Origin of the sequence: Klebsiella sp. LTGPAF-6F (genome assembly GCF_001753185.1) — a bacterium.
In the GTDB taxonomy this organism is placed as follows: Bacteria; Pseudomonadota; Gammaproteobacteria; order Enterobacterales; family Enterobacteriaceae; genus Klebsiella; species Klebsiella michiganensis.
Genome location: NZ_CP017450.1, coordinates 2,872,140 through 2,893,074, shown reverse-complemented (window position 1 = coordinate 2,893,074; position 20,935 = coordinate 2,872,140). Strand labels below are relative to the sequence as shown.

Annotated in this window: 19 protein-coding genes and 2 pseudogenes; 13 read left to right on the top strand and 8 right to left on the bottom strand. The window is 54.7% G+C overall.

What is annotated here, in order from left to right:
* Positions 1 to 28: 28 nt before the first annotated feature.
* Entirely contained in the window at positions 29 to 1,525 is a 1,497-nt protein-coding gene (locus tag BJF97_RS13570; protein WP_014229166.1) for an aminotransferase-like domain-containing protein, read from the top strand.
* 69 nt (positions 1,526 to 1,594) lie between these two features.
* Here the strand turns inward: BJF97_RS13570 and BJF97_RS35115 are convergent.
* The 5 genes and pseudogenes from BJF97_RS35115 to BJF97_RS13555 all read right to left on the bottom strand — a co-directional run.
* A pseudogene (locus tag BJF97_RS35115) lies at positions 1,595 to 1,765 on the bottom strand (RNA polymerase sigma factor); the annotation flags it as partial.
* Positions 1,766 to 1,787: 22 nt separating this feature from the next.
* A complete protein-coding gene (locus BJF97_RS13565) occupies positions 1,788 to 2,336 on the bottom strand; it encodes a tetratricopeptide repeat protein (RefSeq protein WP_014229165.1) in 549 nt (182 codons plus the stop codon).
* A 111-nt stretch (positions 2,337 to 2,447) separates the two neighbouring features.
* Positions 2,448 to 2,594 (bottom strand): annotated as a pseudogene (locus BJF97_RS35110) (cytochrome b); the annotation flags it as partial.
* 300 nt (positions 2,595 to 2,894) lie between these two features.
* Positions 2,895 to 3,641 carry an SDR family NAD(P)-dependent oxidoreductase gene (locus tag BJF97_RS13560; RefSeq protein WP_014229164.1) on the bottom strand — a complete coding sequence of 249 codons (747 nt, stop codon included), beginning with the start codon at positions 3,639 to 3,641 and terminating at the stop codon, positions 2,895 to 2,897.
* Positions 3,642 to 3,711: 70 nt separating this feature from the next.
* On the bottom strand, positions 3,712 to 4,401 hold the full coding sequence (locus BJF97_RS13555; protein WP_032693428.1) for a helix-turn-helix transcriptional regulator: 690 nt from the start codon (positions 4,399 to 4,401) through the stop codon (positions 3,712 to 3,714).
* Positions 4,402 to 4,684: 283 nt separating this feature from the next.
* Between BJF97_RS13555 and BJF97_RS13550 the strand changes: the two genes are divergently transcribed.
* Both BJF97_RS13550 and BJF97_RS13545 read left to right on the top strand, forming a co-directional pair.
* Positions 4,685 to 5,305 carry a histidine phosphatase family protein gene (locus BJF97_RS13550; RefSeq protein ID WP_014229161.1) on the top strand — a complete coding sequence of 207 codons (621 nt, stop codon included), beginning with the start codon at positions 4,685 to 4,687 and terminating at the stop codon, positions 5,303 to 5,305.
* Positions 5,306 to 5,553: 248 nt separating this feature from the next.
* Positions 5,554 to 6,033, top strand: coding sequence for an RrF2 family transcriptional regulator (locus tag BJF97_RS13545; protein WP_004121015.1), 480 nt, complete (start codon positions 5,554 to 5,556; stop codon positions 6,031 to 6,033).
* 64 nt (positions 6,034 to 6,097) lie between these two features.
* Here the strand turns inward: BJF97_RS13545 and oqxB are convergent, their stop codons facing one another.
* Together oqxB and BJF97_RS13535 are read right to left on the bottom strand one after the other, a co-directional pair.
* A complete protein-coding gene (gene oqxB / locus BJF97_RS13540; RefSeq protein ID WP_014229160.1) occupies positions 6,098 to 9,250 on the bottom strand; it encodes a multidrug efflux RND transporter permease subunit OqxB in 3,153 nt (1,050 codons plus the stop codon).
* Positions 9,251 to 9,274: 24 nt separating this feature from the next.
* The gene (locus tag BJF97_RS13535; RefSeq protein ID WP_014229159.1) at positions 9,275 to 10,450 is read right to left on the bottom strand and encodes an efflux RND transporter periplasmic adaptor subunit; all 1,176 of its coding nucleotides are present in this window, start codon (positions 10,448 to 10,450) and stop codon (positions 9,275 to 9,277) included.
* 335 nt (positions 10,451 to 10,785) lie between these two features.
* Here BJF97_RS13535 and BJF97_RS13530 point away from each other — a divergent pair, with 335 nt between their 5' ends.
* A complete protein-coding gene (locus BJF97_RS13530) occupies positions 10,786 to 11,160 on the top strand; it encodes a helix-turn-helix domain-containing protein (protein ID WP_014229158.1) in 375 nt (124 codons plus the stop codon).
* A 74-nt stretch (positions 11,161 to 11,234) separates the two neighbouring features.
* Here BJF97_RS13530 and BJF97_RS13525 read toward each other — a convergent pair whose 3' ends face one another.
* The gene (locus BJF97_RS13525) at positions 11,235 to 12,029 is read right to left on the bottom strand and encodes an AraC family transcriptional regulator (protein ID WP_014229157.1); all 795 of its coding nucleotides are present in this window, start codon (positions 12,027 to 12,029) and stop codon (positions 11,235 to 11,237) included.
* 77 nt (positions 12,030 to 12,106) lie between these two features.
* Here BJF97_RS13525 and BJF97_RS13520 point away from each other — a divergent pair, with 77 nt between their 5' ends.
* From BJF97_RS13520 to BJF97_RS13480, 9 genes are all read left to right on the top strand, one after another.
* The gene (locus BJF97_RS13520; protein WP_032693427.1) at positions 12,107 to 14,146 is read left to right on the top strand and encodes an FUSC family protein; all 2,040 of its coding nucleotides are present in this window, start codon (positions 12,107 to 12,109) and stop codon (positions 14,144 to 14,146) included.
* Positions 14,136 to 14,351: a DUF1656 domain-containing protein gene (locus BJF97_RS13515; RefSeq protein ID WP_014229155.1), complete on the top strand. Its 216-nt coding sequence runs from the start codon at positions 14,136 to 14,138 to the stop codon at positions 14,349 to 14,351. The genes BJF97_RS13520 and BJF97_RS13515 overlap by 11 nt, the downstream gene beginning before the upstream one ends.
* Entirely contained in the window at positions 14,348 to 15,271 is a 924-nt protein-coding gene (locus BJF97_RS13510; RefSeq protein ID WP_032693426.1) for an efflux RND transporter periplasmic adaptor subunit, read from the top strand. The genes BJF97_RS13515 and BJF97_RS13510 overlap by 4 nt, the downstream gene beginning before the upstream one ends.
* A 110-nt stretch (positions 15,272 to 15,381) precedes the next feature.
* Complete coding sequence (locus tag BJF97_RS13505) at positions 15,382 to 16,182, top strand: hypothetical protein (protein ID WP_032693425.1); 801 nt, start codon at positions 15,382 to 15,384, stop codon at positions 16,180 to 16,182.
* 440 nt (positions 16,183 to 16,622) lie between these two features.
* Positions 16,623 to 17,192, top strand: a complete 570-nt coding sequence (locus BJF97_RS13500) for a helix-turn-helix domain-containing protein (RefSeq protein ID WP_032693424.1) — start codon at positions 16,623 to 16,625, stop codon at positions 17,190 to 17,192.
* A 441-nt stretch (positions 17,193 to 17,633) separates the two neighbouring features.
* Complete coding sequence (locus tag BJF97_RS13495; RefSeq protein ID WP_014229150.1) at positions 17,634 to 17,996, top strand: cupin domain-containing protein; 363 nt, start codon at positions 17,634 to 17,636, stop codon at positions 17,994 to 17,996.
* Between the two features lie 610 nt (positions 17,997 to 18,606).
* Positions 18,607 to 19,725 carry an aspartate-semialdehyde dehydrogenase gene (asd, locus tag BJF97_RS13490; RefSeq protein ID WP_032693423.1) on the top strand — a complete coding sequence of 373 codons (1,119 nt, stop codon included), beginning with the start codon at positions 18,607 to 18,609 and terminating at the stop codon, positions 19,723 to 19,725.
* A 72-nt stretch (positions 19,726 to 19,797) separates the two neighbouring features.
* A complete protein-coding gene (locus BJF97_RS13485; RefSeq protein WP_032693422.1) occupies positions 19,798 to 20,310 on the top strand; it encodes a dihydrofolate reductase family protein in 513 nt (170 codons plus the stop codon).
* Between the two features lie 106 nt (positions 20,311 to 20,416).
* A complete protein-coding gene (locus BJF97_RS13480; RefSeq protein ID WP_014229147.1) occupies positions 20,417 to 20,908 on the top strand; it encodes a DinB family protein in 492 nt (163 codons plus the stop codon).
* Positions 20,909 to 20,935: the final 27 nt, after the last annotated feature.

The window sequence follows — 20,935 nt, the reverse complement described above, 5'->3', positions numbered from 1 at the left end:
CGGCTGGTTGGTGTGGAACACACTATAGATGGCGCCCCGCTTCGCCTGTATAGTCAGATTTATCAAAAAGCAGACTATACAGATGACGATGTCCGAAATATCCCCGCCGACGCCCCGCTACCGCCGTATAGCCGATATGCTGCGGCTGACGCTTGCTTCAGGCGTTTTACGGGCTGGCGATCGCATTATCTCCGCGCGTAAACTGGCCGAACGCGAACAGGTCAGCCTCCCCACGGCCCTGGAAGCACTGCGTTATCTTGAGGCGGAGGGTCTGATTATCGCGCGACCGCGTTCAGGCTATTTTGTCCGCCAGCCAGCCGCCTCCGGAAACGAACAGCGCGCTGCCTCTTTGCCCGGGCCGGTGCCGGTGACTATGTCCGCCATTGCCCGGTCGCTGTTCGGTAGCGCTGAAGCGCGTCTGGTGCCGCTTGGCGCCGCGCTACCCGATCCCGCCTGGCTTCCCGTGGATGCACTACAGCGGGCGCTGCACACCGCCGGTCGTCGGCTTGATGCGCGCGGGCAGAGCTACAGCCTGCCCCCGGGAAGAGCGGACCTGCGCAGAAAGATTGCCGCACGCGCTGCGCAGTGGGGCGCTCTTTTTGGCGCGGATGACCTTATCATTACGGCAGGCGCAACCCAGGCGCTACGTCTGGCGCTCCGCGCGGTATGCCAGCCTGGCGATGCTGTCGCGATAGAGCAGCCCGCCTACTTCGGCACGCTTCTGCTGCTGGAAGATCTGGGTCTGAAGGCGTTACAGATCCCCACAGACCCGATTGAAGGCTTATTGTTGGCGCCCCTTGAAGAGGCTATCCAGCGCCACCGCCCTGCGGCCGTGCTTGCCTCACCCACGGTGCAAAATCCGCTGGGTGCCAGCATGCCCGTGGCGCGCAAACAGGCGCTGGTGGCGCTGCTCGCCGATAAGGGCATCCCGCTCATTGAGGACGATGTGTATGGCGATCTGGCCGGTGGCGCTCAGCGTCCGCCCGCGTGTAAAGCCTTCGACAGGGACGGAAATGTGATTTATTGCAGTTCGCTGTCGAAAACCCTGGCGCCGGGCTGGCGAATTGGCTGGATTGCTGCCGGACGCTACCACTCCGCGGTATTGCAGGCCCGCATGGCCGGAGAATGGGCAGGCGCGCCGCTGATTGAAGCCGCGGCAAACGAGATCCTCGCCAGCGGCGATTACGACAGGCACCTGCGGCACCTGAAGCTGCGGATTGCGGAAGGTATGCGCGCCATCATCACCCGAGTTGAAGCCTGCTTCCCACCGGGCACGCGCGTCGCGGCTCCGGAAGCCGGCTTTTTGATTTGGGTACAACTCCCCTCCAGGATAGATGCGCTGGAGGTACATCGTCGCGCACTCGCCCTGGGCATTGGCGTCAGTCCGGGGCCGCTGTTTTCCCCGGGCGCGGCGGAACTGCAAAACTACCTGCGCCTGAACGGTGCGAATGAACCCACCCCCGCGCTTTTGCATGCCGTAGAACAGCTCGGTATCGTATGCCACGAATTGGCCAGGGAACATTGACAGCGGCTATTGCCCGGGGCCGGTCAATTGGAGATAAAACCAGGATAGGGTAACCAATCGGGACGGGCAACGTGTCGGCCGCCTCCTCGGGGTGAACCGCGCGCTTTTTTCAAGCGCGCGGACACAGGCAGACTGAACCCGCTCTTCGACAACCTCTCGGTTACGCGACAGAACCAACCCATAGCGCCACAGGCGTGTCAGATGTGCAGCAAGATGCTGACGGACGCCGCTGGTCGTAATTTTTTTATCCTCATACTCTTATTCAGGACTCAGGATGACCGTCGATCGCTGCCTGAAGATCCCGGTACTCCTCGCAGCTATAGCCGCACAGCGTGGCGATAGTTTTCAATTGCTCTTTTGCCAGGTCAGGACGGCCTTTCGCCAGCCATGCTTCACCAAGGTATTCACGTACTTTGGCATAGGTCGGATCGAGCGCGATTGAACGCTGATAGTAGCCAATGCCCTCATCGGTACGGCCCAGCTTACGCGTGGCATAGCCCCGGTAATTCCAGGCTTCCGCGGTATCGCCATTTTTCAGGGTGTTGAGCAGGTCCAGGGCCGCCTGGTACTCCCCTTTTTTGGCCAGATGATAGGCATAACGCGTTTTATCTTCATCGCTGAGCTGGCTTGTTTTTTCAGGTACGCACTGTTTTTTCGTGCTGTCATACACCTGACCGCTGGGGCAGTCCGGCGTTTTGCTATTGGTACTATTGTCACCTGCGGCCAAAACCGGCGTGGTCAGCAGAGCAAACACCACTGGCAGCAGCAGACGTTGATTAATGGCGGAATGTAAAAACGACAACGTGTTCATAGTGAACTCCGGGTTAACGAAAAGAACGGCAAGGCAGCATACGACGCGGCATGCTGTCCCGTAGCAGATAGTGAGGGAAAAGCGCGCAGCAAATATGACCGGCCCGCCGCTTTTTTTCAGGGGCGTTCCCCGCTCCAGCGGCTCCCGGATATGTGCGCTTGCAAACAGGAAAATGACATTGGCTGCGGTGACCCAATGCCGTGCCAGGGTAAAACTATCGTGGCACTGTTGTGTTAGCGGTTGCGTTGTTGCAGTCATAAATGATGACTCCATCAGTACGTTGATGATGAGTTAACGCCACAACCTTTTAATCTATTCGATAAAAAATACGTTTTTTCGTTTTTTATCGCCGGGCTCAGGTACGATCCTTCTTCGCGCCCTCGTATGAGTATATATCCCCGTTTATTCCTTCACATTTCTGGCGACGCCGCGAAGAGGTGTATCTGGTCGCCAAATATCAGTGATAGACAGCGCCGGGCTGACGTTGACGGAACGGCCCGGCATGCCCCTGGCCTCTGACGCGGCAAAACGGAGGCTTTAAAAAACCTAACGGGAATGTTACTCAGCTAAAAAACCACCATCAATGGGATAAACGCCTCCGGTACAGAACGCTGATTTATCTGACAACAAAAACAATATGAAGTCTGCGATTTCCTGCATTTTTGCCATCCTTTTCATAGGGTGGCTATTTGCGAAACTGCGTACGATATTTTCAGGGAATTCGCTTATTCGTGGGGTTTGGACATAGCCCGGAGCGACGGCATTGATGCGAATGCCTTGACATGCAAACTCCAGCGCTGCGGTTTGGGTTAAACCAATTATACCATGCTTAGCGGCGGTGTAAGGCGCCAGCCCAGGAATGCCAACCAGACCATTTACTGCAGATAAATTAACGATAGCGCCCCCCATCTTCATCATCTGAAGTATCTCGTATTTTAGGCAGTAAAAAACGCTGCTCAATGAGGTGGCAATGACCTTATCCCAGTTTTCAACTGTCTGCTCTGTTATCTTTTTACCATGCTCACCTGTTATGCCTGCATTATTGACAGCATAATCAAGCCTGCCAAAATAGTTGATAACGTCATCTATCATTTGCCGTACTTGTTCGGGCTGTGACACATCGCATCCGATCCCCATTGCTGGTTGTCCCTGTGAAGACAATTGTTTCGCTTTTTGTTTCGCCTCCTCTGACGAGCGGGACACAATGACGACCTTCGCGCCATGTTTGTGTAATTGCTCTGCGACTGCCTCGCCTATACCTGCAGTGCTGCCGGTGATAACAGCCACTTTATTTTGAAAATTCATAATCCCCCCTATGACGTAGCATTGAGTCTTACATCTGAGGAAGTATACAAATTCGCAGTGACAGTTTTTGTCAGTACTCTTTCTCCAGGCCGATCCCCTCTTTCATTCTCCATTTATTCAATAAAACTAACCTGCTTTCACTATACCTGGAATCCAGCGGCACAATGCCTTGTATTTTGTCCGTTCTAAAATGACGGAAATCCTTTCTCATTTCACACCATGCAACCAAAAGCCAGCATGACTCCATATATACCAATGCGATGGGCCATATGACTCGAGAAGAGTTAACATTGCTCTTATCACAATACTTTATTTTGATTCTCTTTCGTTTTTTAATCGCATCACGCAAGTCTTCAAAAAACACCTCATTCTTTTCTGTGGGACCGGTCAGATAGGATTGACTCTCAATAAGATTTTTTAATTCACCGGGAATAACGGCATGTATTTTAGCAAGCGCATTCCTTGCGGTTTTTTTGAAATCATGATCCGTATTATGAGAAACCCAATTTAGCCCAAGTATAATAGCATTAATTTCTTCATGAGAAAGATTTAAAGGCGGCAAATGAAAGTCAGACTTAACGATATAACCAATTCCAGCCCCCCCTTCAATGCACACACCTTGCTGCTGTAGCGTTTTTATATCTCTGTAAAGGGAGCGAACGCTTATTTCTAATCTTTCTGAGAGAGCGGAAGCCGTGATCGGATATCTTTGCGCCCTTAATATCTGTAGTAATTCGAGAAGCCTTTCTGTTCTGGTCATGCTGATAAATCCATCTTGATCCTGAGACGATATCTTAACGCCTATGTTGGATAAATATCTTAGTATAAAGCAAACGTACATGCTTAAGCTGAGTGGCTCCCCGTTGTTTAATACACCGCGACAGGACATGGGGTGAGTTTGGTAGGCAGCGCTTTGTGCCAGAAGCGGACATTATCGCTGGATAATATCCAGAAACCGGCTTCAAACGTTCACCATGCTACACTTTCGCCCTGAATCAGATAAACAAACGGGTATTCACATTGGATAACGGATCTCAAATACGATGAAAGTGATATGGGTGAGGCACGCAGAAACCGAGTGGAATCATAGAGGGATTATTCAGGGGCATCGCGACAGCTTCGTAACCCACCGCGGTATGCAAGAAACAGCGGCGTTACTGACAGCGCTGACGAAAGAGGCATATCCAATAGAATGTGTTTACAGCTCCCCGCTTGGGCGCGCCTTGCACATGGGGCTGAAGCTGTCTGAAGGTCTTGGCTGCCCGTTAAAAGTTGAAGAATCTCTTAAGGAACAGTCGTTTGGTTGCTTTGAAGGGATATCTTTCGAGCACTTCAGGCGAAACAATCCGCGTGATGCCGATGCGTTGCTCTTCCTTGATGCAGCCTATTGTCCCCCGGAGGGAGAGTCGTTAGCCCAGGCGACTCGACGCGTGATAAATTTCTTACAACACCTGCAAAATACCAGTGCACATCAGATCGTCTGTGTTGTTTCTCACGGGCATGTCAGTCAGGGCGTGCTGGCGATACTTAAAGAGGGGGCTCTCGATAACTTCTCTCGCTATGCTCACCCCAATGCGAGTTACTCTGTTTTCGATTTTACGGACGGCAAATGCGCCGCACTCAGATGGGGGATGGCTACCCACCTCATTCAACTTCAACGGTAAACGCCCATTAAGACCCCGGGGGTCCTGTGTGCCCGAGCGGGTATTAAATGCTGATACCTTTTTCATCAGTGCCTCACGCCATGGCGTGAAGCGTCGGCTGGCCCCGCTCTCACTTACGCTTTTTTACCTGGTGGGAAAAGCGCAGATTGCTTCAAAAAAATTACCGTATTTGGTATATTGTTGTTTATTGCTTACTCACCTCTGCGGTGCCAAAAAGAACAAGATTCACCGCTACCCAGGATAAGAAAATGTTAGATTACCGCTTCCCGACAGCTTTGCAGATGGTTCTCAGCGTAGCAATGGCGGAGCAGTTGGGTGAACGTTCGACGAGCGCGATTCTGGCCTACGGCCTGGAAGCGAACCCGAGCTTTATCCGCAAACTCATGGTTCCTCTCACGCGTGACGGCATAATTGTCTCAACGCTTGGCCGCAACGGCTCTATTCATCTCGGCCGCCCGGCGGAAGAGATCACCCTGCGCGATATCTACGTCTCCGTTATCGAAGATAAAAAACTGTGGGCGTCGCGCCCTGACGTCCCCGCCCGCTGCGTGGTCAGCGCGAACGCGTGCTGGTACTTCAAATCTATCGCCGATGAAGCGGAGCAGGCTTCGCTACAGGTACTGGCACGCCACACCGTGGCAAGCGCGCTGGAAGAAGTGAAAAAAGCCGATACCAGCGGGTGCGATCCGGTGCCTGAACTTATCGCCAAATATAAAGAAGCCCATTAATTTTCCTTGAGCGCAAAAAAAACCGCCTTCACAGTGAAGGCGGTTTTTTGTTATCTGCCGCACCCTACGCCGGCGAAACGTCCTCAGCAGGTTTACCGCGCGTCACGAATTTACGCAGCGTCACGTAAAACACCGGGGTCAGGAACAGACCAAACAGCGTCACCCCCAGCATCCCGGAGAACACCGTGATCCCGGTAACGCCGCGCACTTCCGCGCCCGCGCCGTGGCCGAGGATCAGCGGGATGGTCCCGGCAATAAAGGCGATAGAGGTCATCACAATCGGACGTAAACGCAGGCGACACGCCTCCAGCGCCGCTTCCATGATCCCTTTCCCCTGAATTTCCAGCTCGCGGGCAAACTCCACGATCAGAATCGCGTTTTTACAGGCCAGCCCCATCAGCACCACCAGCCCCACCTGTACGAACACGTTGTTATCGCCGCCGGTCAGCCAGACGCCAAACAGCGCGGAGAGCATCGTCATCGGCACGATAAGAATCACCGCCAGCGGCAGCGTCCAGCTTTCATACAGCGCCGCCAGCACCAGGAACGCCAGCAGCACCGCCACCGGGAAGACGATCAGCGCCGTATTGCCCTGCGTGGCCTGCTGGAAGCTCAGATCCGTCCATTCGATATTCATCCCGTTCGGCAATATCTGGCCGGACATTTTCTCCAGCTGCGTCATCGCCTGCGAGGAAGAGAGTACGCGCGGATCGGCATCGCCAATCAAATCCGCCGCCGGATAGCCATTGTAGCGAATCACCGGATCCGGCCCGTAGGTGGTGCTGATATTCACCATACTGCCGATTGGCACCATTTCGCCCTGATTATTCCGCGTGCGCAAATTGGCAATATCCTCCACGCTTTCGCGGAACGGGCCGTCGGCCTGCGCCATCACGCGCCAGGTCCGGCCGAACTGGTTAAAATCATTGACGTAAGACGATCCCAGATAGGTTTGCAGCGTACCAAACAGATCGGTGAGCGACACGCCCTGCGCTTTCGCCTTATCACGATCGACCTGGACATCCAGCTGCGGCACGTTAGCCTGGTAGGTGGAGATCGGGAAGTGCATCCCCGGCGTCTGCATAATGGTACCGGACATCGCGTTTACCGCGCTTTGCAGCGCACCATAGCCAAGACCTGCCCGGTCCTGAATATAGAGCGAATAGCCGGAACCCTGGCCGAGCCCTAAAATCGGCGGAGGCAAAATAGAGAAGCCAAAGCCCTGCTGGATTTGCGCGATTTTCGCGTTGATCTCAGCGTTAATTTCCGCCGCCGAATGTTTACGCTGGTCGAACGGCTTCAGGCCAAAGAAGACCGTTCCGGTATTCGGCGTATTGGTGAACTGCAGCGCGTTAAGCCCCGGAAACGCGACCGCGTAATCCACGCCTTCGGTATTCATCCCGATTTCGCTCATTTTGCGGATCACCGCATCGGTGCGCGCCAGCGAAGAACCTTCCGGCATTTTCACGCCGCCGATTAAATACAGTTTATCCTGCGTCGGTATAAATCCGCCGGGTACCGCTTTAAACATGACGCCCGCCGCGCAGAGCAGCAGCACATAGACCACAAACACCGCCCCGCGTCGTCCGAGCGTTTTTCCCACCAGCCCCTGATAGCCGTTCGAGCTGCGGTGGAAAAAGCGGTTAAACGGACGAAAAATCCAGCCGAAAAGACGGTCGATAAGCCGGGTCGGGAAGTCTTTCGGCGCACCGTGCGGTTTTAGCAGCAGCGCGGCCAGCGCCGGAGAGAGCGTCAGTGAGTTGATGGCGGAGATCACCGTGGAGATGGCGATCGTCACCGCAAACTGCTTGTAGAACTGGCCGGTCACGCCCGAGAGAAACGCCATCGGCACAAACACCGCGCACAGCACCAGCGCAATGGCGATAATCGGGCCGGACACCTCACGCATCGCCTGATGCGCCGCGGCGAGCGGAGCCAGCCCTTCCTCGATATTTCGCTCGACGTTTTCCACCACCACGATGGCATCATCCACCACGATGCCGATGGCCAGCACCAGCCCGAACAAGCTCAGGGTATTCAGCGAGAAGCCCAGCAGGTAGAGAATGCTGAAGGTACCCACAACCGAAACCGGCACCGCGATCAGCGGAATAATCGACGCGCGCCAGGTTTGCAGGAACAGGATCACCACCAGCACAACCAGCACCACCGCTTCCAGCAGCGTTTGCACTACCGCGCGAATGGAATCGCGAACAAATACCGTCGGATCGTAAGGCGCCGCCCATTTCATATCCTGCGGGAAACGCTTCGACAGCTCGTCCATTTTGGCGCGCACCGCATTAGACAAATCGATGGCGTTCGCCCCCGGCGACTGGAAGATACCAATTCCGACCGCGTCTTTATTGTTCAGCTGGGAACGCAGCGCATAGCTGCCGGAGCCCATTTCGATACGCGCCACGTCGCGCAGGCGGACGACCGTACCGTCCTGCGTTGTTTTCAGGACAATATTGCCAAACTCTTCTTCGGTATGCAGGCGCCCCTGGGCGTTAATGGAGATCAGGAAGTCGCTCTCTTTCGGCAGCGGCTCGGCGCCAAGCTGCCCGGCGGAAACCTGGACGTTCTGCTCCTGCATCGCCGTGACCACATCCGACGCGGTTAACCCGCGCGCCGCCACCTTGTTGGGATCGAGCCAGACGCGCATCGCGTATTCGCCCGAGCCAAAAATCTGAATTTGGCCGACGCCGGGCAGGCGCGCCAGTTCATCCTTCACCTTCAGCGTGGCGTAGTTACGCATATACAGGGAATCATATTTACCGCCGGGCGAAAACAGATGCACCACCAGCGTCAGCGTCGGCGACTGTTTCTGGGTGGTGATCCCCAAACGCCGCACATCTTCCGGCAGACGCGCTTCGGCCTGCGATACCCGGTTTTGCACCTGAACCTGCGCCTGATCGGGATCGGTACCCGGACGGAAGGTTACGGTGGTCACCAGTACGCCGTCAGAACCGGCGACGGATTTCATGTACATCATATTTTCAACGCCGTTGATCGCCTCTTCCAGCGGCGTCGCCACGGTCTCGGCAATCACTTTCGGGTTGGCGCCCGGATACTCCGCGCGCACCTGCACGCTGGGCGGTACGACGTCAGGATATTCGCTCACCGGCAGCAGCGGGATGGCGATTAATCCGGTGATAAAAATCAGAATCGACAGAACGGCGGCAAAAATCGGCCTGTCGATGAAAAAACGGGAAAAGTCCATGGGTTGGATTCTCAGGTCAAGGGATCAGTGGAGGGCGGTGCTGGCGGTCATGGCCACGGTTTTCGCGTTAACCGGCATGCCCGGCATAAACACTTTCTGTAGACCATCGACAATGACTCTGTCGCCCGGCTTCAGCCCCTGCTGCACGATGCGCAAACCGTCGGCCAGACGGCCCGGCGTAATATCACGGCGCTGCGCTTTACCCTCTTTATCAACGACATAAACATATTTGCGATCCTGATCGGTCAACACCGCTTTATCATCGATAAGCGTGGCGTTGAATTCCGCGCTGCCAGGCAGGCGGACGCGGGCAAAGAGACCCGGCGTGAACTGACGCTGCGCGTTATCCAGCAGCGCGCGCATCCGGATGGTGCCGGTGCTCGGCGTTAACTGATTATCCAGAAAATCCACTTTGCCCTGATGGGGGTAGCCCTCTTCGCCAACCAGGCCAATCTCCACCGGCAGCGCCAGGTGATTGCTGGACGCGCCCTGCCCGCTGCGGGCGAGATTTTGATAATGGAGGTAGGTCGACTCGTCCACGTCAAAGTAGACGTAAACCGTCTTCTGCGACACCAGCGTGGTGAGCACGCTGGCGCTGTCGCCGGCGGTGACGAGGTTACCGCTGGTGATCAATGCCCGGCTGGCGCGGCCATCGATAGGCGCGGTCACTTTGGTGAAGTCCAGGTTAAGCTGCGCGGCGTCGACTGCCGCCTGCGCGGCGCGAATGTCGGCCTGCGCCTGAGTGGCCGCGGCGCGGCGCTGCTCCCACTCTTCGCGGGAGACCAGGTTGGTATTGACTAATTTATCGGTACGGTTAGCCTCGCTTCGCGCCAGGCTGGCCTGCGTTTTGGCTCGCGCCAGCGTCGCCTGCGCCTGTTCCAGCGCGGCGCGATAGGTTCTGTCATCGATAGTGAACAGCACCTCCCCCTTTTTCACCTCCTGGCCGTCGGTGTAATTCACTTTGTCAATGTAGCCGGAGACGCGGGGTCGCAGCTGGACGCTTTCCACCGCTTCAATCCGACCGTTAAAGCTGTCCCACTGACTAATGGATTTGACGACCACATCAGCGGCGCTGACGGCGGGCGCCTGCGGCGCGGCGTTTTGCGCGACGCCCTCATCGCATCCAACGAGGAGCGCCGAGAGCAGCATCACGCCCGGCACAGTCAGATGAAAGTTACCCCAGTATTTTTGCAGGCTCATTATTTTTATTCCGGTATTGGTAGCCGCCGGGCAAGACGCAGCGGAAGACACCGCGCCACTTCCTTTGTCCGGGCTGGCTTAAGGCCATTTGTGTCGTTCATCGCCACAAAACTGTAACAGTTGCGAATACACTATCGCGGCGATTGTAGGAAGGCGCTAAATTTAGTGCAAGAATAATTGTTGCACTTTATGTGCTATTCCTGGCGCCTAAAAATGGCGCGTTTCCGACATGGATTTAAATGCAACAATAAAACTTGCAATTAGTGCAAAAACGGGCCACCTTTAAATGCAACAGATAAAGATGCTTTTTTAGACGCTGCGTAGAGGTACATCAGATGAACACTGGCGCATTCATTCACGATTTACTCGACTGGATCGACAACAATCTTGATAGCCGTCTGGACATTGGCACCGTCGCCAGGCGAGCCGGCTATTCGAAATGGCATCTGCAGCGGCTATTTAAGGAGCATACCGGTTATCCTCTCGCCGAGTATATTCGCGCGCAAAAGCTACAAAAATCGGTCGAGCGCTTAGCCCACAGCGACGAACCGATTTTGAACGTGGCGATCGCCCTGGGCTTTGACTCCCAGCAGTCCTTCAACCGCAGCTTCAAGCGTCAGTTCGGCCAGGCCCCCGGCGCATGGCGCCGCAGCATCGGCAACCCGGATACGACTGGATTAAGCCAGCCGACCCCGCCCTTCTCTGACTAAATTTTGCGCTCGCCGCGACGCTGTGGCCGCGGCGGATATTAAGCGCCTCACTCCGCATCCAGCCTGCGCGCCGCTCAGGGATCTGCCGTTCTTCGACCGGCAAAGTAGTGCGCGGGCGTGCTCCCCATCGTTTTTCTGAACATGGTGATAAACGCGTTGACCGACTCATACCCCAGATTAGCCGCCACGTTTTGCACCGATACCCCGCTTGCCAGCTCCCGCAGGGCAATAATCAAATGCAGCTGCTGACGCCATCGCCCGAAGGTCAGGCCGGTTTCGCGCAGCATCAGGCGCGCTAATGAGCGCTCGCTGAGCGCCAGCCGTTTCGCCCAAACTTTAAAGGTGCTGCGATCCTCCGGGTGGCTGACCAGCGCATCCGCCATGGCGCGGATCTTAGGATGCGCCGAAACCGGCAGGCTCAGTTTCTGCTGCGGCATGGTGGCCAGCTCATCGAGCGTCACTCTGGTCAGCCTGCCGACATGGCTCTCCGCGGCGTAATCGACGTCCGCATTCGTTAAGCGGTCAACTAACGCTTTAATCAGCGGCGAAATCGCCAGCGTGCAGCATTTATCCGGCAGCGCGGCGGCGCCGGGTTCAATAAACAAATAGTTGAGATGCGCATTCCAGGTCGCTTTGGCGCTGTGCGGGATCCCGCCGGGGATCCACACCGCGCAGTCTGGCGGCACTATCCAGATATCGTTTTCCGCACGACAAATCACCGCCCCATAGAGGGCAACGATCAGTTGTCCCTTGCGGTGGGTATGAACCGGCACTTCTGCCGCGTAATCAACGAAATCAATATGCCGCGCGACGGCAGGGCTCGGCGTGCTATCGGGATCAAACAGGGTATGGGCAAGTCTGGATGGCATCTCATTGGCAACATTTAGGTATTTTTTGACAGAATAGAGTATTTAAGGAGACGCGCAAAGCGGGAATAATTCCCGGCATGAGCACATTAACTTCCCATCACAGCCGTTTTTTACACGCGATAAGCCGTTGGTCAGGCCGCATAGCCTCTCCCTCGCTGCTGAGCGACGCCCATGCCCTGCTCTATTCCGTCAGGAGTTTTGCCGCCGCGATGCTCGCCTATTACGTTGCCCTGGCGATTGGCCTTGAACGGCCCTCATGGGCCATCATCACCGTCTACATCGTGTCGCAAACCTCGGTGGGCGCGTCCCTGAGCAGAAGCCTTTATCGCCTGGCCGGTACCGTGGCCGGCGCGGGGGCCACGGTATTGATTGTGCCGACGTTTGTGAATACGCCAATTCTCTGTAGCGTGATTCTGGCAGGCTGGATCGCCTTCTGCCTCTATTTATCCCTGCTTGAACGCACGCCCCGCGCCTATGCCTTTGTGCTGGCCGGTTATACCGCAAGCCTGATTGGTTTTCCCGCCGTCGCCGATCCCGGCACGGTGTTTAACATCGCCCTCATCCGGGTACAGGAAATCGCTATCGGTATCGTCTGCGCCGCGCTGATTCACCGCTACATTTTACCTGCCCGGATATCAGGGCTGTTCAACAGCAAATTAGCCCAGACGCTGCACGCCGCGCGCCAGCGGATTGCCGACACCCTGGCAGGCAAGGCCGACGCGCAGTCAGAGCCGCTGCATCTGGCGCTGGCGCTACAGTTTCTGCAGGGCATCAGCCACCATATCCCGTATGATTTTGCCCTTTCGGTTCCGGCCCGCCAGGCCAGGAAAGCGCTCCATGACAGGCTGGCGCGGTTGGTGATTGTCAACGGCGAAGTACGCGATCGTTTGCAGACCATCGCCGGGATGCCCGCCGCGATGCAGACTCTACTGAATGACGTGCAGGCCTGGCTGACCTGCGACGATACCGGCCAACGCAAAAACGCCGCAGAAGCGCTGCAACAGCGCAGCGCGCAGTTAGCGCAGCGGCTCGCGGCGCAGGCGCTGACCTTTGAAGATGCGCTGCGGGTAAATTTCTTACGCTACATCGCTGAGTTGATTACCCTCCTGCAGCAGTGTGAGCGGCTTTCGGAGGCCATTCATCACGCCAGACCTGCGCCAGCGCAGGTGGAAGATCGTGCGGCGACAGGATACGTTTTCCATCGCGATCCCCTGAGCGCCGCCCGCACGGCGCTGGGCGCTTTTGTCATCATTCTGAGCGGCTGTCTGCTATGGATTTACTCTGCCTGGCCCGATGGCGGCACGGCGGTGTCGATTCTCGGGGTTTGCTGCACGCTGTTTGGCAGTTTCGACACGCCGGCCCCGCATATTGTGAAATATATTATCGGCTCTGTCTGGGGCGTAGTGATAAGCCTTATCTATAGCTTCGCCCTGCTTCCTCCGCTCAGCGATTTCCCCGTGCTGGTGGCGGTGCTTGCCCCGGTCTATCTGCTTGCCGGCTCGCTGCAGGCGCGGCCCCCCACGACCTTTATGGCCATGGGGATCACCCTGACGCTGCCGGTACTGTGCGAGCTGGGCGCGCGCTACAGCGGCGACTTCGCCGACGCGGCCAACACCGCGATCGCCCTGTTTTTCGCGACCGGCTTTGCGGTTATCGGCATGAGTCTGCTGCAAACCGTACAGGCGGACGCGGCGATAAAGCGTCTGCTGAAACTGTGCCAACGCGATATTCGCCGCAGCGTGAGCGGCGTATTTAAAGGCGATGAAACGCACTGGACCAATCTGATGATCGACCGGGCCGCCCTGCTGCTGCCACGCTTGCCGCGCAGCGGGCAGTCCTCCGCCCGGGCGCTCGATCGCCTGGTGCACTTTCTGCGCATAGGCCTCTGCGTTATGCGCCTGCGCCGTTGCGAAACGCCCGCCGGCAGCGATATCCACGAGGTGCTTTCTCGTCTTACCCACACAACGGAGACCGAAGCCTTACGCGAGCGCATTGCCGCCATGGCGAACCGCTGCTTGCCCGCGAGGGAGGAAAAATCATGCCAGTTTGTCGACCGACTGGTCGATCTGCACTGCGCGTTACGGACGCAGAACGAGGAACCCACCCATGATAAATGACATCAATATCGGGGGCGTTTTTATCCCCGGACTGCTGCTGACCGCGCTCATTGCCCTGGTCTGTACGCTGTTACTCGTACCGCTTTTCTCCTGCAGCAGGCTTTACCGCCGCTTGCCCTTACGCCCGCTGCTTGATGTTTCAACCTATATCGTGACCTTTTTCCTGCTTTTGCAGGGCCTGACCACACTGGGGTTATTCGCATGAAATCTTTTTTCTCTTTGCTGGGCCGTTACGCGCTGACGTTAATCGCAGTAGCGGTAGCGGCCTGCGTGGCGTTTATTTTCTGGAAACAGTATGCGCAGACGCCCTGGACGCGCGATGGCCGGGTTCGGGCAGATGTGGTGCAGATTGCGCCGGATGTTTCCGGGCCGGTGAGCAGCGTGGCGGTGCGGGATAATCAGTGGGTTAACCGCGGCGATGTGCTTTATGCCATCGACCCGCGCTGGCTGAAGCTGGCGGTGCTCAGCGCGCAGGCCGACGTCGAAGCAAAACGTCATGAAATGCTGATGCGCCAGGATGCCGCCCGGCGACGCGCGCTCATCAAAGGGGTCATTTCCGGCGAGGATATCCAGCAAACAGGCAGCGCAGCGCGCGTCGCGGCGGCCAATTATCAGGGGGCGCTGGCTGCGCTGGAACTGGCGCAGCTGAACTTATCCCATGCAACGGTGCGCGCCCCCGTTACCGGCTACGTGACGCATCTTCGGCTCCGCCCCGGCGACTACGCCGCGGCGGGAGAAACAAAGGTCGCCGTGGTCGATGCGCACAGTTTCTGGGTGGTGGGCTATTTTGAAGAGACTAAGCTGCGTCATATTCGCATCGGGAGTACCGCACACATTTCGCTGATGGGGTTTGACCCGCTCATCACCGGGCACGTGGAGAGTATCGGCCGGGGGATCGATGATAGCAATGACGAGACCGGCGGGCTGGGGCTGCCGGATGTCAATCCCACCTTCAGCTGGGTGCGACTTGCGCAGCGAGTCCCCGTTCGTATTCAGCTAGATAAGATACCGGAAGGGATTGAACTGGTGGCGGGGCTATCCGCCAGCGTTTCCATCCTGCCTGAAAGCCCTGACGGCGGGCGTAGCGGAGGATCGGGCTACGTGGCTCAGGCTATCCACCCATAGTGGACCCGAGACTCAATGAGGAAACGACGCTTCCTGCAAAAATATCTGGCCCGAATACACCGAACTCGATATTCTGTAATGCTTTGTATTTTTTGTGAACAGGAAAAAGTATGCTTAGTACGTTACCCGATTTACACAGAAGTTTTGCAGAGCAACTCAAGCTTAACGTTCAGTCTGACGCCCGGATTCACTCCCTGCTCGGGGGCGGATCGCTTATTCATGGCGGATTTGATCAATACTCCGATTTGGATTTTGTCGTTGTGGTAGACCCTCTCTACTATGATGAAATCATGGCGCAGCGTGTGGCGTTCGCCGGAACAGCAGGCAACCTGCTGCATGCGTTCACCGGGGAACATGTCGGAGAGCCTCGCCTGCTGATATGCCTGTATGGCCCTGAACTCCTCCATGTCGATCTGAAATTTGTCACCCTGGACATGCTCACTCAACGCGTTGAGGAGCCGGTAGTGTTATTTTCTCGCGATCGCCATGCCCTGGAGCGACATCTGGCACAATTTCGTGCCCAGTGGCCTGACATGACGCCGGAGTGGTTTGAGTCCCGAGCCTGGATCTGGCTTCATTATGCGGTGGTTAAACTGGGAAGGGGCGAACTTTTCGAAGCGATGGGTATGCTGTCATTCTTCCGGGAGCAAGTGCTGGGACCGATGCTGTACCGCCGCGCCAATCTACCGCAGCGTGGGGTTCGCCGCATTGAATGCCACAATATCGATCCTGAGGGCCTGCTGACCTCCACGCTGGCCACGCACGATCGTGACTCCGTCAGCATCTCCATCAGCAAGGCGGTTGACGCTTATATCAATCTCCGCGCTGATGCGCTGCCTGAAAATATCGCGGACGATGCGGCACGACGGGCGCTCCTTGCCATGCTGAAAGCGTATTCTGAACGGGTTTAAACGATACTTCCGGCCGCTTACAGGGCCGGAATGTAAAACTATCGTGGAAGATGCCGCCAATACTCAAATCCCAGGACAAACACCGCTATCCGGGAAACCACTCGCGACCAATGGAACTCTCGTCAGAGAGTCTGATACAAATCATTGAAGACCGGCTCATCGTTCAAAGCAGCCCATCAAATTCTGAGCGCTAAAATTTTACTTGATGTGCAATATTTCCCTTTTTTCAGGCGGCCCCTCATGAGTCTGTAAACCCCAGGGGGGGTCATCTGAATGGATAAATAGAGTATCCAGGCATTGCGGGCGCGTGATAAATTGCTGCCTGTTGATGCAGCTATGATATATCAGGCCGGCGACAGCATCGTCATGTCCTTACCGCGATCACAACTGGGCGGGCATTTATTCATATGAGAAAGCCACACTCGGGGAGGGTCGCAATAATGGCTGATTCAGGACACGATAAACCTGCTGCGTTGTCATTAAATATCGGCAATAAAATAAGACGACTGCGGCAGTCACGGGGGATTTCGTTAAACGACCTGTCTAAATTGTCAGGGGTTTCAAAGGGGGCATTATCCAAACTGGAGTCAGGATTTTCCAGCCCCCGTGTCGATACGTTGGACGCTATCGCCACTGCATTACGTTTACCGGTTGGCGATTTACTGAGCGGCGGCAGCAGGATATATCCCTGTTTTGATAAGCATCGTCCCGCGCCGGGCGAATATTCACAAATGATGAAATTCCGCATCGGCCCCGGCAATACCTCCGAGATATGGTTGCTGCAAATGGAGCCGCAGGTCACCATCCACAGTCCCGGGCATTCAGACGGGTCGCATGAACATATTCTGGTTCACAGCGGTACCCTGCATCTGCGCTTTAGTCAGTACGAAGTCATCACATTAGAACCCGGGGATTTTTACGCTTTCTCCGCGCAGGTTGCGCACACATACAGCTCAAGAGAGACGGCGATTAGCGCAACGGTGGTGATGACTCACCTCGAGCCAGGTTAACTCCTCTACGCGATTATCTGGCCAGGAGCCCTCTGATAAAATGCCGAAGAGCGAGCATGTGTTCACTTAAAGAAACAAAAACGCTCTCCTGAATGCCAGGCGGAAAATTCTTTTATAAATAAAATGAAGTAAATTCAGCCGATTGATTTTGTATTGATAAATTATTGCGCCCGTAACCGGGAAACCCATTGTTCTGCATGCGGGCTGACTGTATTGTTATTTCGAACAACAGCACCGGCTTCCCTACGCTGTATTTTCCGCAATGCGAAGCAGTTGTTAGCGCCAGAAAGCTGGCCATGTTACGGCCAATTTATCTTTGGTCCGCCGGAGTTTTTTTAGCAATGAATATCAACCTTCCGGTAGCGCACCGCGCTACCATTGTCGGTTCTTTTACTATGCCAAATAAATCCATCTGGATTATATATGTGACGGAGAAGATGAGTGCATAAAGTTAATTTAAAAGAAAGTTTTGCTCTGTTCAGCGAATGCTGGAGCCCCAAAATTGTCGGCGAAATTAATAACGAGTATGTCAAACTGGCTAAGTTAGCCGGAAAGTTTGACTGGCATCATCATGAGCATGAGGACGAGCTTTTTCTTGTTATCAGCGGCCGCTTGCGAATGGGGTTAAGAACGGGCGATATCGTGCTTGAAGCGGGTGAGTTTATCATTGTGCCGAAAGGAACCGAGCATTGTCCTGAAGCGTTAACTGAAGAGTGCTGCGTCGTTTTACTTGAGCCAAAAACGACGCTGAATACGGGCAATATCGTCAATGAACGTACTGTACATGAGCTGGATAGACTATAGTCGCGCCTCCTGACGTCTCAGAACGTTCTGAACGGAGAGATTTCCTTCCCCGTCAGGTTTGGCGGGGCGTGAGAATCTGTTTTATCAGGAGTCAGTCACCATTACTCCCCTACCGCCGCGAGTTTCGGCGGCGGCAATCATTGCTGGCTGAACTGACTTCATTATTTGCTAACCTTCATTTATTACTTATTCATTAACTATCAGGGACAGAAAAGATCATAGAGCGGCTTTTCCCTATAACCTCAAATAAAAATCGATTCCACTATATTAACTGAACGAAGCACGGCTCTTGCTGCCAGATATTTACCATGACAAGGCGCGGTAAACCAGCGTCCGCTCCCCGCTCATTGCAAACCCTGGCTTTGTTCAGTCTGGCTGTTGTGTGCCAGAAGCGGGTGTCTTAAGCCTGTTCTTGCCTTTAAATACAAATGCCGCAGGTCAACAGGTTATAATTTTTTAGCTGTGAAAGAGATAAAAATCGCTGATGCCAGATGAAAGATTTTAATAATGATGGAATCGGATGTTGTTCGTAATGACCTTTAATTTGGAATGAGATATAACGTGCTCCGAAGAAAATTAACATTCTCATAACGTAATCAGGATTAAGCAAATGAAGCAGGTTGGCATTGTTGGTTGGCGAGGAATGGTCGGTTCTGTTTTGCTACAGCGAATGATCGAAGAGAACGACTTCGACAATATATCAGCGCATTTTTTCAGCACCTCCAGTGCAGGAGCCGCCGGTCCTGTCATTGATGGCGTCAGCTACACACTTAAAGATGCTAATTCCGTAAGTGCGCTGGCCGAAATGGACATCATCATCACCTGCCAGGGCGGGGATTATACCAAAGCAATATACCCTGCTTTGCTTAACCATGACTGGGAAGGCTACTGGATTGACGCGGCCTCAGCGCTGCGGATGGATGAGAAAGCCTGCATTATTCTCGACCCCGTCAACCGCAACAATATCGATCGTGCAATTAAAGAAGGTATTAAACTTTTTGTCGGCGGCAACTGTTCCATTACGCTGAGTCTTATGGGGCTGGCTGGGTTGATAAAGGCTGACTTGATCGAATGGATGAGTGTGATGACCTACCAGTCCGCATCGGGTGCTGGTGCACAGTATGTACGGGAACTCATTGCGCAAAGTGCTTACATAAGCCGCCATTTATCTCCGGATGAGCTGGCATCCTCAGGTTCAGTGCTTCCGTTAGTTAATAAGGTCAGTGAATTGATTAACAGCGCTGATATGCCGACCCAGAACTTCGGTGCACCTTTGATGGGCAGCATCATTCCCTGGATTGACAGCGATTTAGGCGATGGCAATAGCCGTGAAGAATGGAAAGGTGAGGCGGAAACCAACAAAATTTTAGGCCTTTCTCCCGGTACGATCCCGGTAAACGGCTTATGCATACGCGTCGGCGTGATCCGCTGCCACAGCGCTGCTATAACCCTTAAGCTCAAACGTGAAGTCAACGAAGAGGAATTTGCCGAATTAGTGATGAATTCCCACCCCTGGGTTAACTATGTGCCCAATAACAAGGAAGAGAGTGTCAGTACCCTGACACCGGCCTGTATCAGCGGTTCGCTTAAGGTGGGTATTGGTCGTTACAAGAAAATGTCGCTAAACAATGAACCGATCTACTCGGTCCTGACGGTCGGCGATCAGCTATTGTGGGGAGCAGCGGAACCATTGCGCCGCATGTTGAATATTTTGGCTGGAAAAGCTTGAATCATATTATGTGGACAAAACACCTCCCCCTAAACTCAACGGCATAAATATAAGCTGTATACGGAGCACTTGATGGTCACCACACATGTTTTTATCGCCCGACAGGATGGCGATATCGACTGGCTGTTGCAGCGCGATGACCCAACAGAAGATCATGGCTATGCCGCATTCATCGCGGACAAAGATTGGATCGTTATGGGCCGGGGGAGCTATGAGAAAGCGCTGACTTTTGACCAATGGCCTTACGATCGACCCGTGCTGGTTCTCTCCCGACAGCTAACCGATACCGCCATTCCCGAGGCGCTGAAGGGCAAAGTGCAGCTCTCAAGCCGCACGCCGGGGGAAGTGCTTGCTGACCTGGCGGCGCAAAACGCGCATCGCGTCTATCTGGATGGCGGGCAGGTAATACAGTCGTTCCTGCGTGAAGGTCTGGTCGCCGATATCGTTATCACGACCGTTCCTGTCCTGCTCGGTTCGGGAAAACCATTGTTCGGATCCCTGACCAGGGATATCGATTTGACGCTGTTATCAAGCCGCAGCTTCCCTTCGGGACTGGTGCAGTCGCACTATCGGCTGACGTCATAAACGGCATATAAACCTGACGGCGGCCTACGCTAAAGCAACAGTACCGCCCTGCCAGCGGTACTGAATGTTACTGATATAATCACAAAATAGATAAAAGAGGTGACGCATGGGTACTGACAAAATAGCTACGCTGTTTAGATACAAACGCTGGATAGATATTGAAACGCTACAAGCGATTAAAAAAATTGATGCGTCTGCGAATGCAGAAAAACGCCATCTGACGCTCAGATTAATGAATCACATACATGTGGTTGATATGATCTTCCGCGCTAACATTACCGGCCAGAAGCACTCCTACACCGCACTGAACACGCCAGAGACGCCCTCTGCAGATGAACTTCTGAGAACAATGACTGAATGTACAGACTGGTATATTCAATACGTCAATGCTATGTCCCCCGTTGACCTTGCTGAAACCATTAAATTCCAGTTTGTCGATGGCGGACCGGGTGAGATGAAGGCGGTTGATATGCTCAATCATGTGCTGTTTCACGGAACATATCATCGCGGCGCTGTAGGTTGGCTACTTTCAGAAAGTGGTGTAACCCCACCCAAGGACGTACTGACCGTCTTTCTAAGAGATCATAACCACGAGTAACCGAGTCATATCAATTTCCCCCCTTAG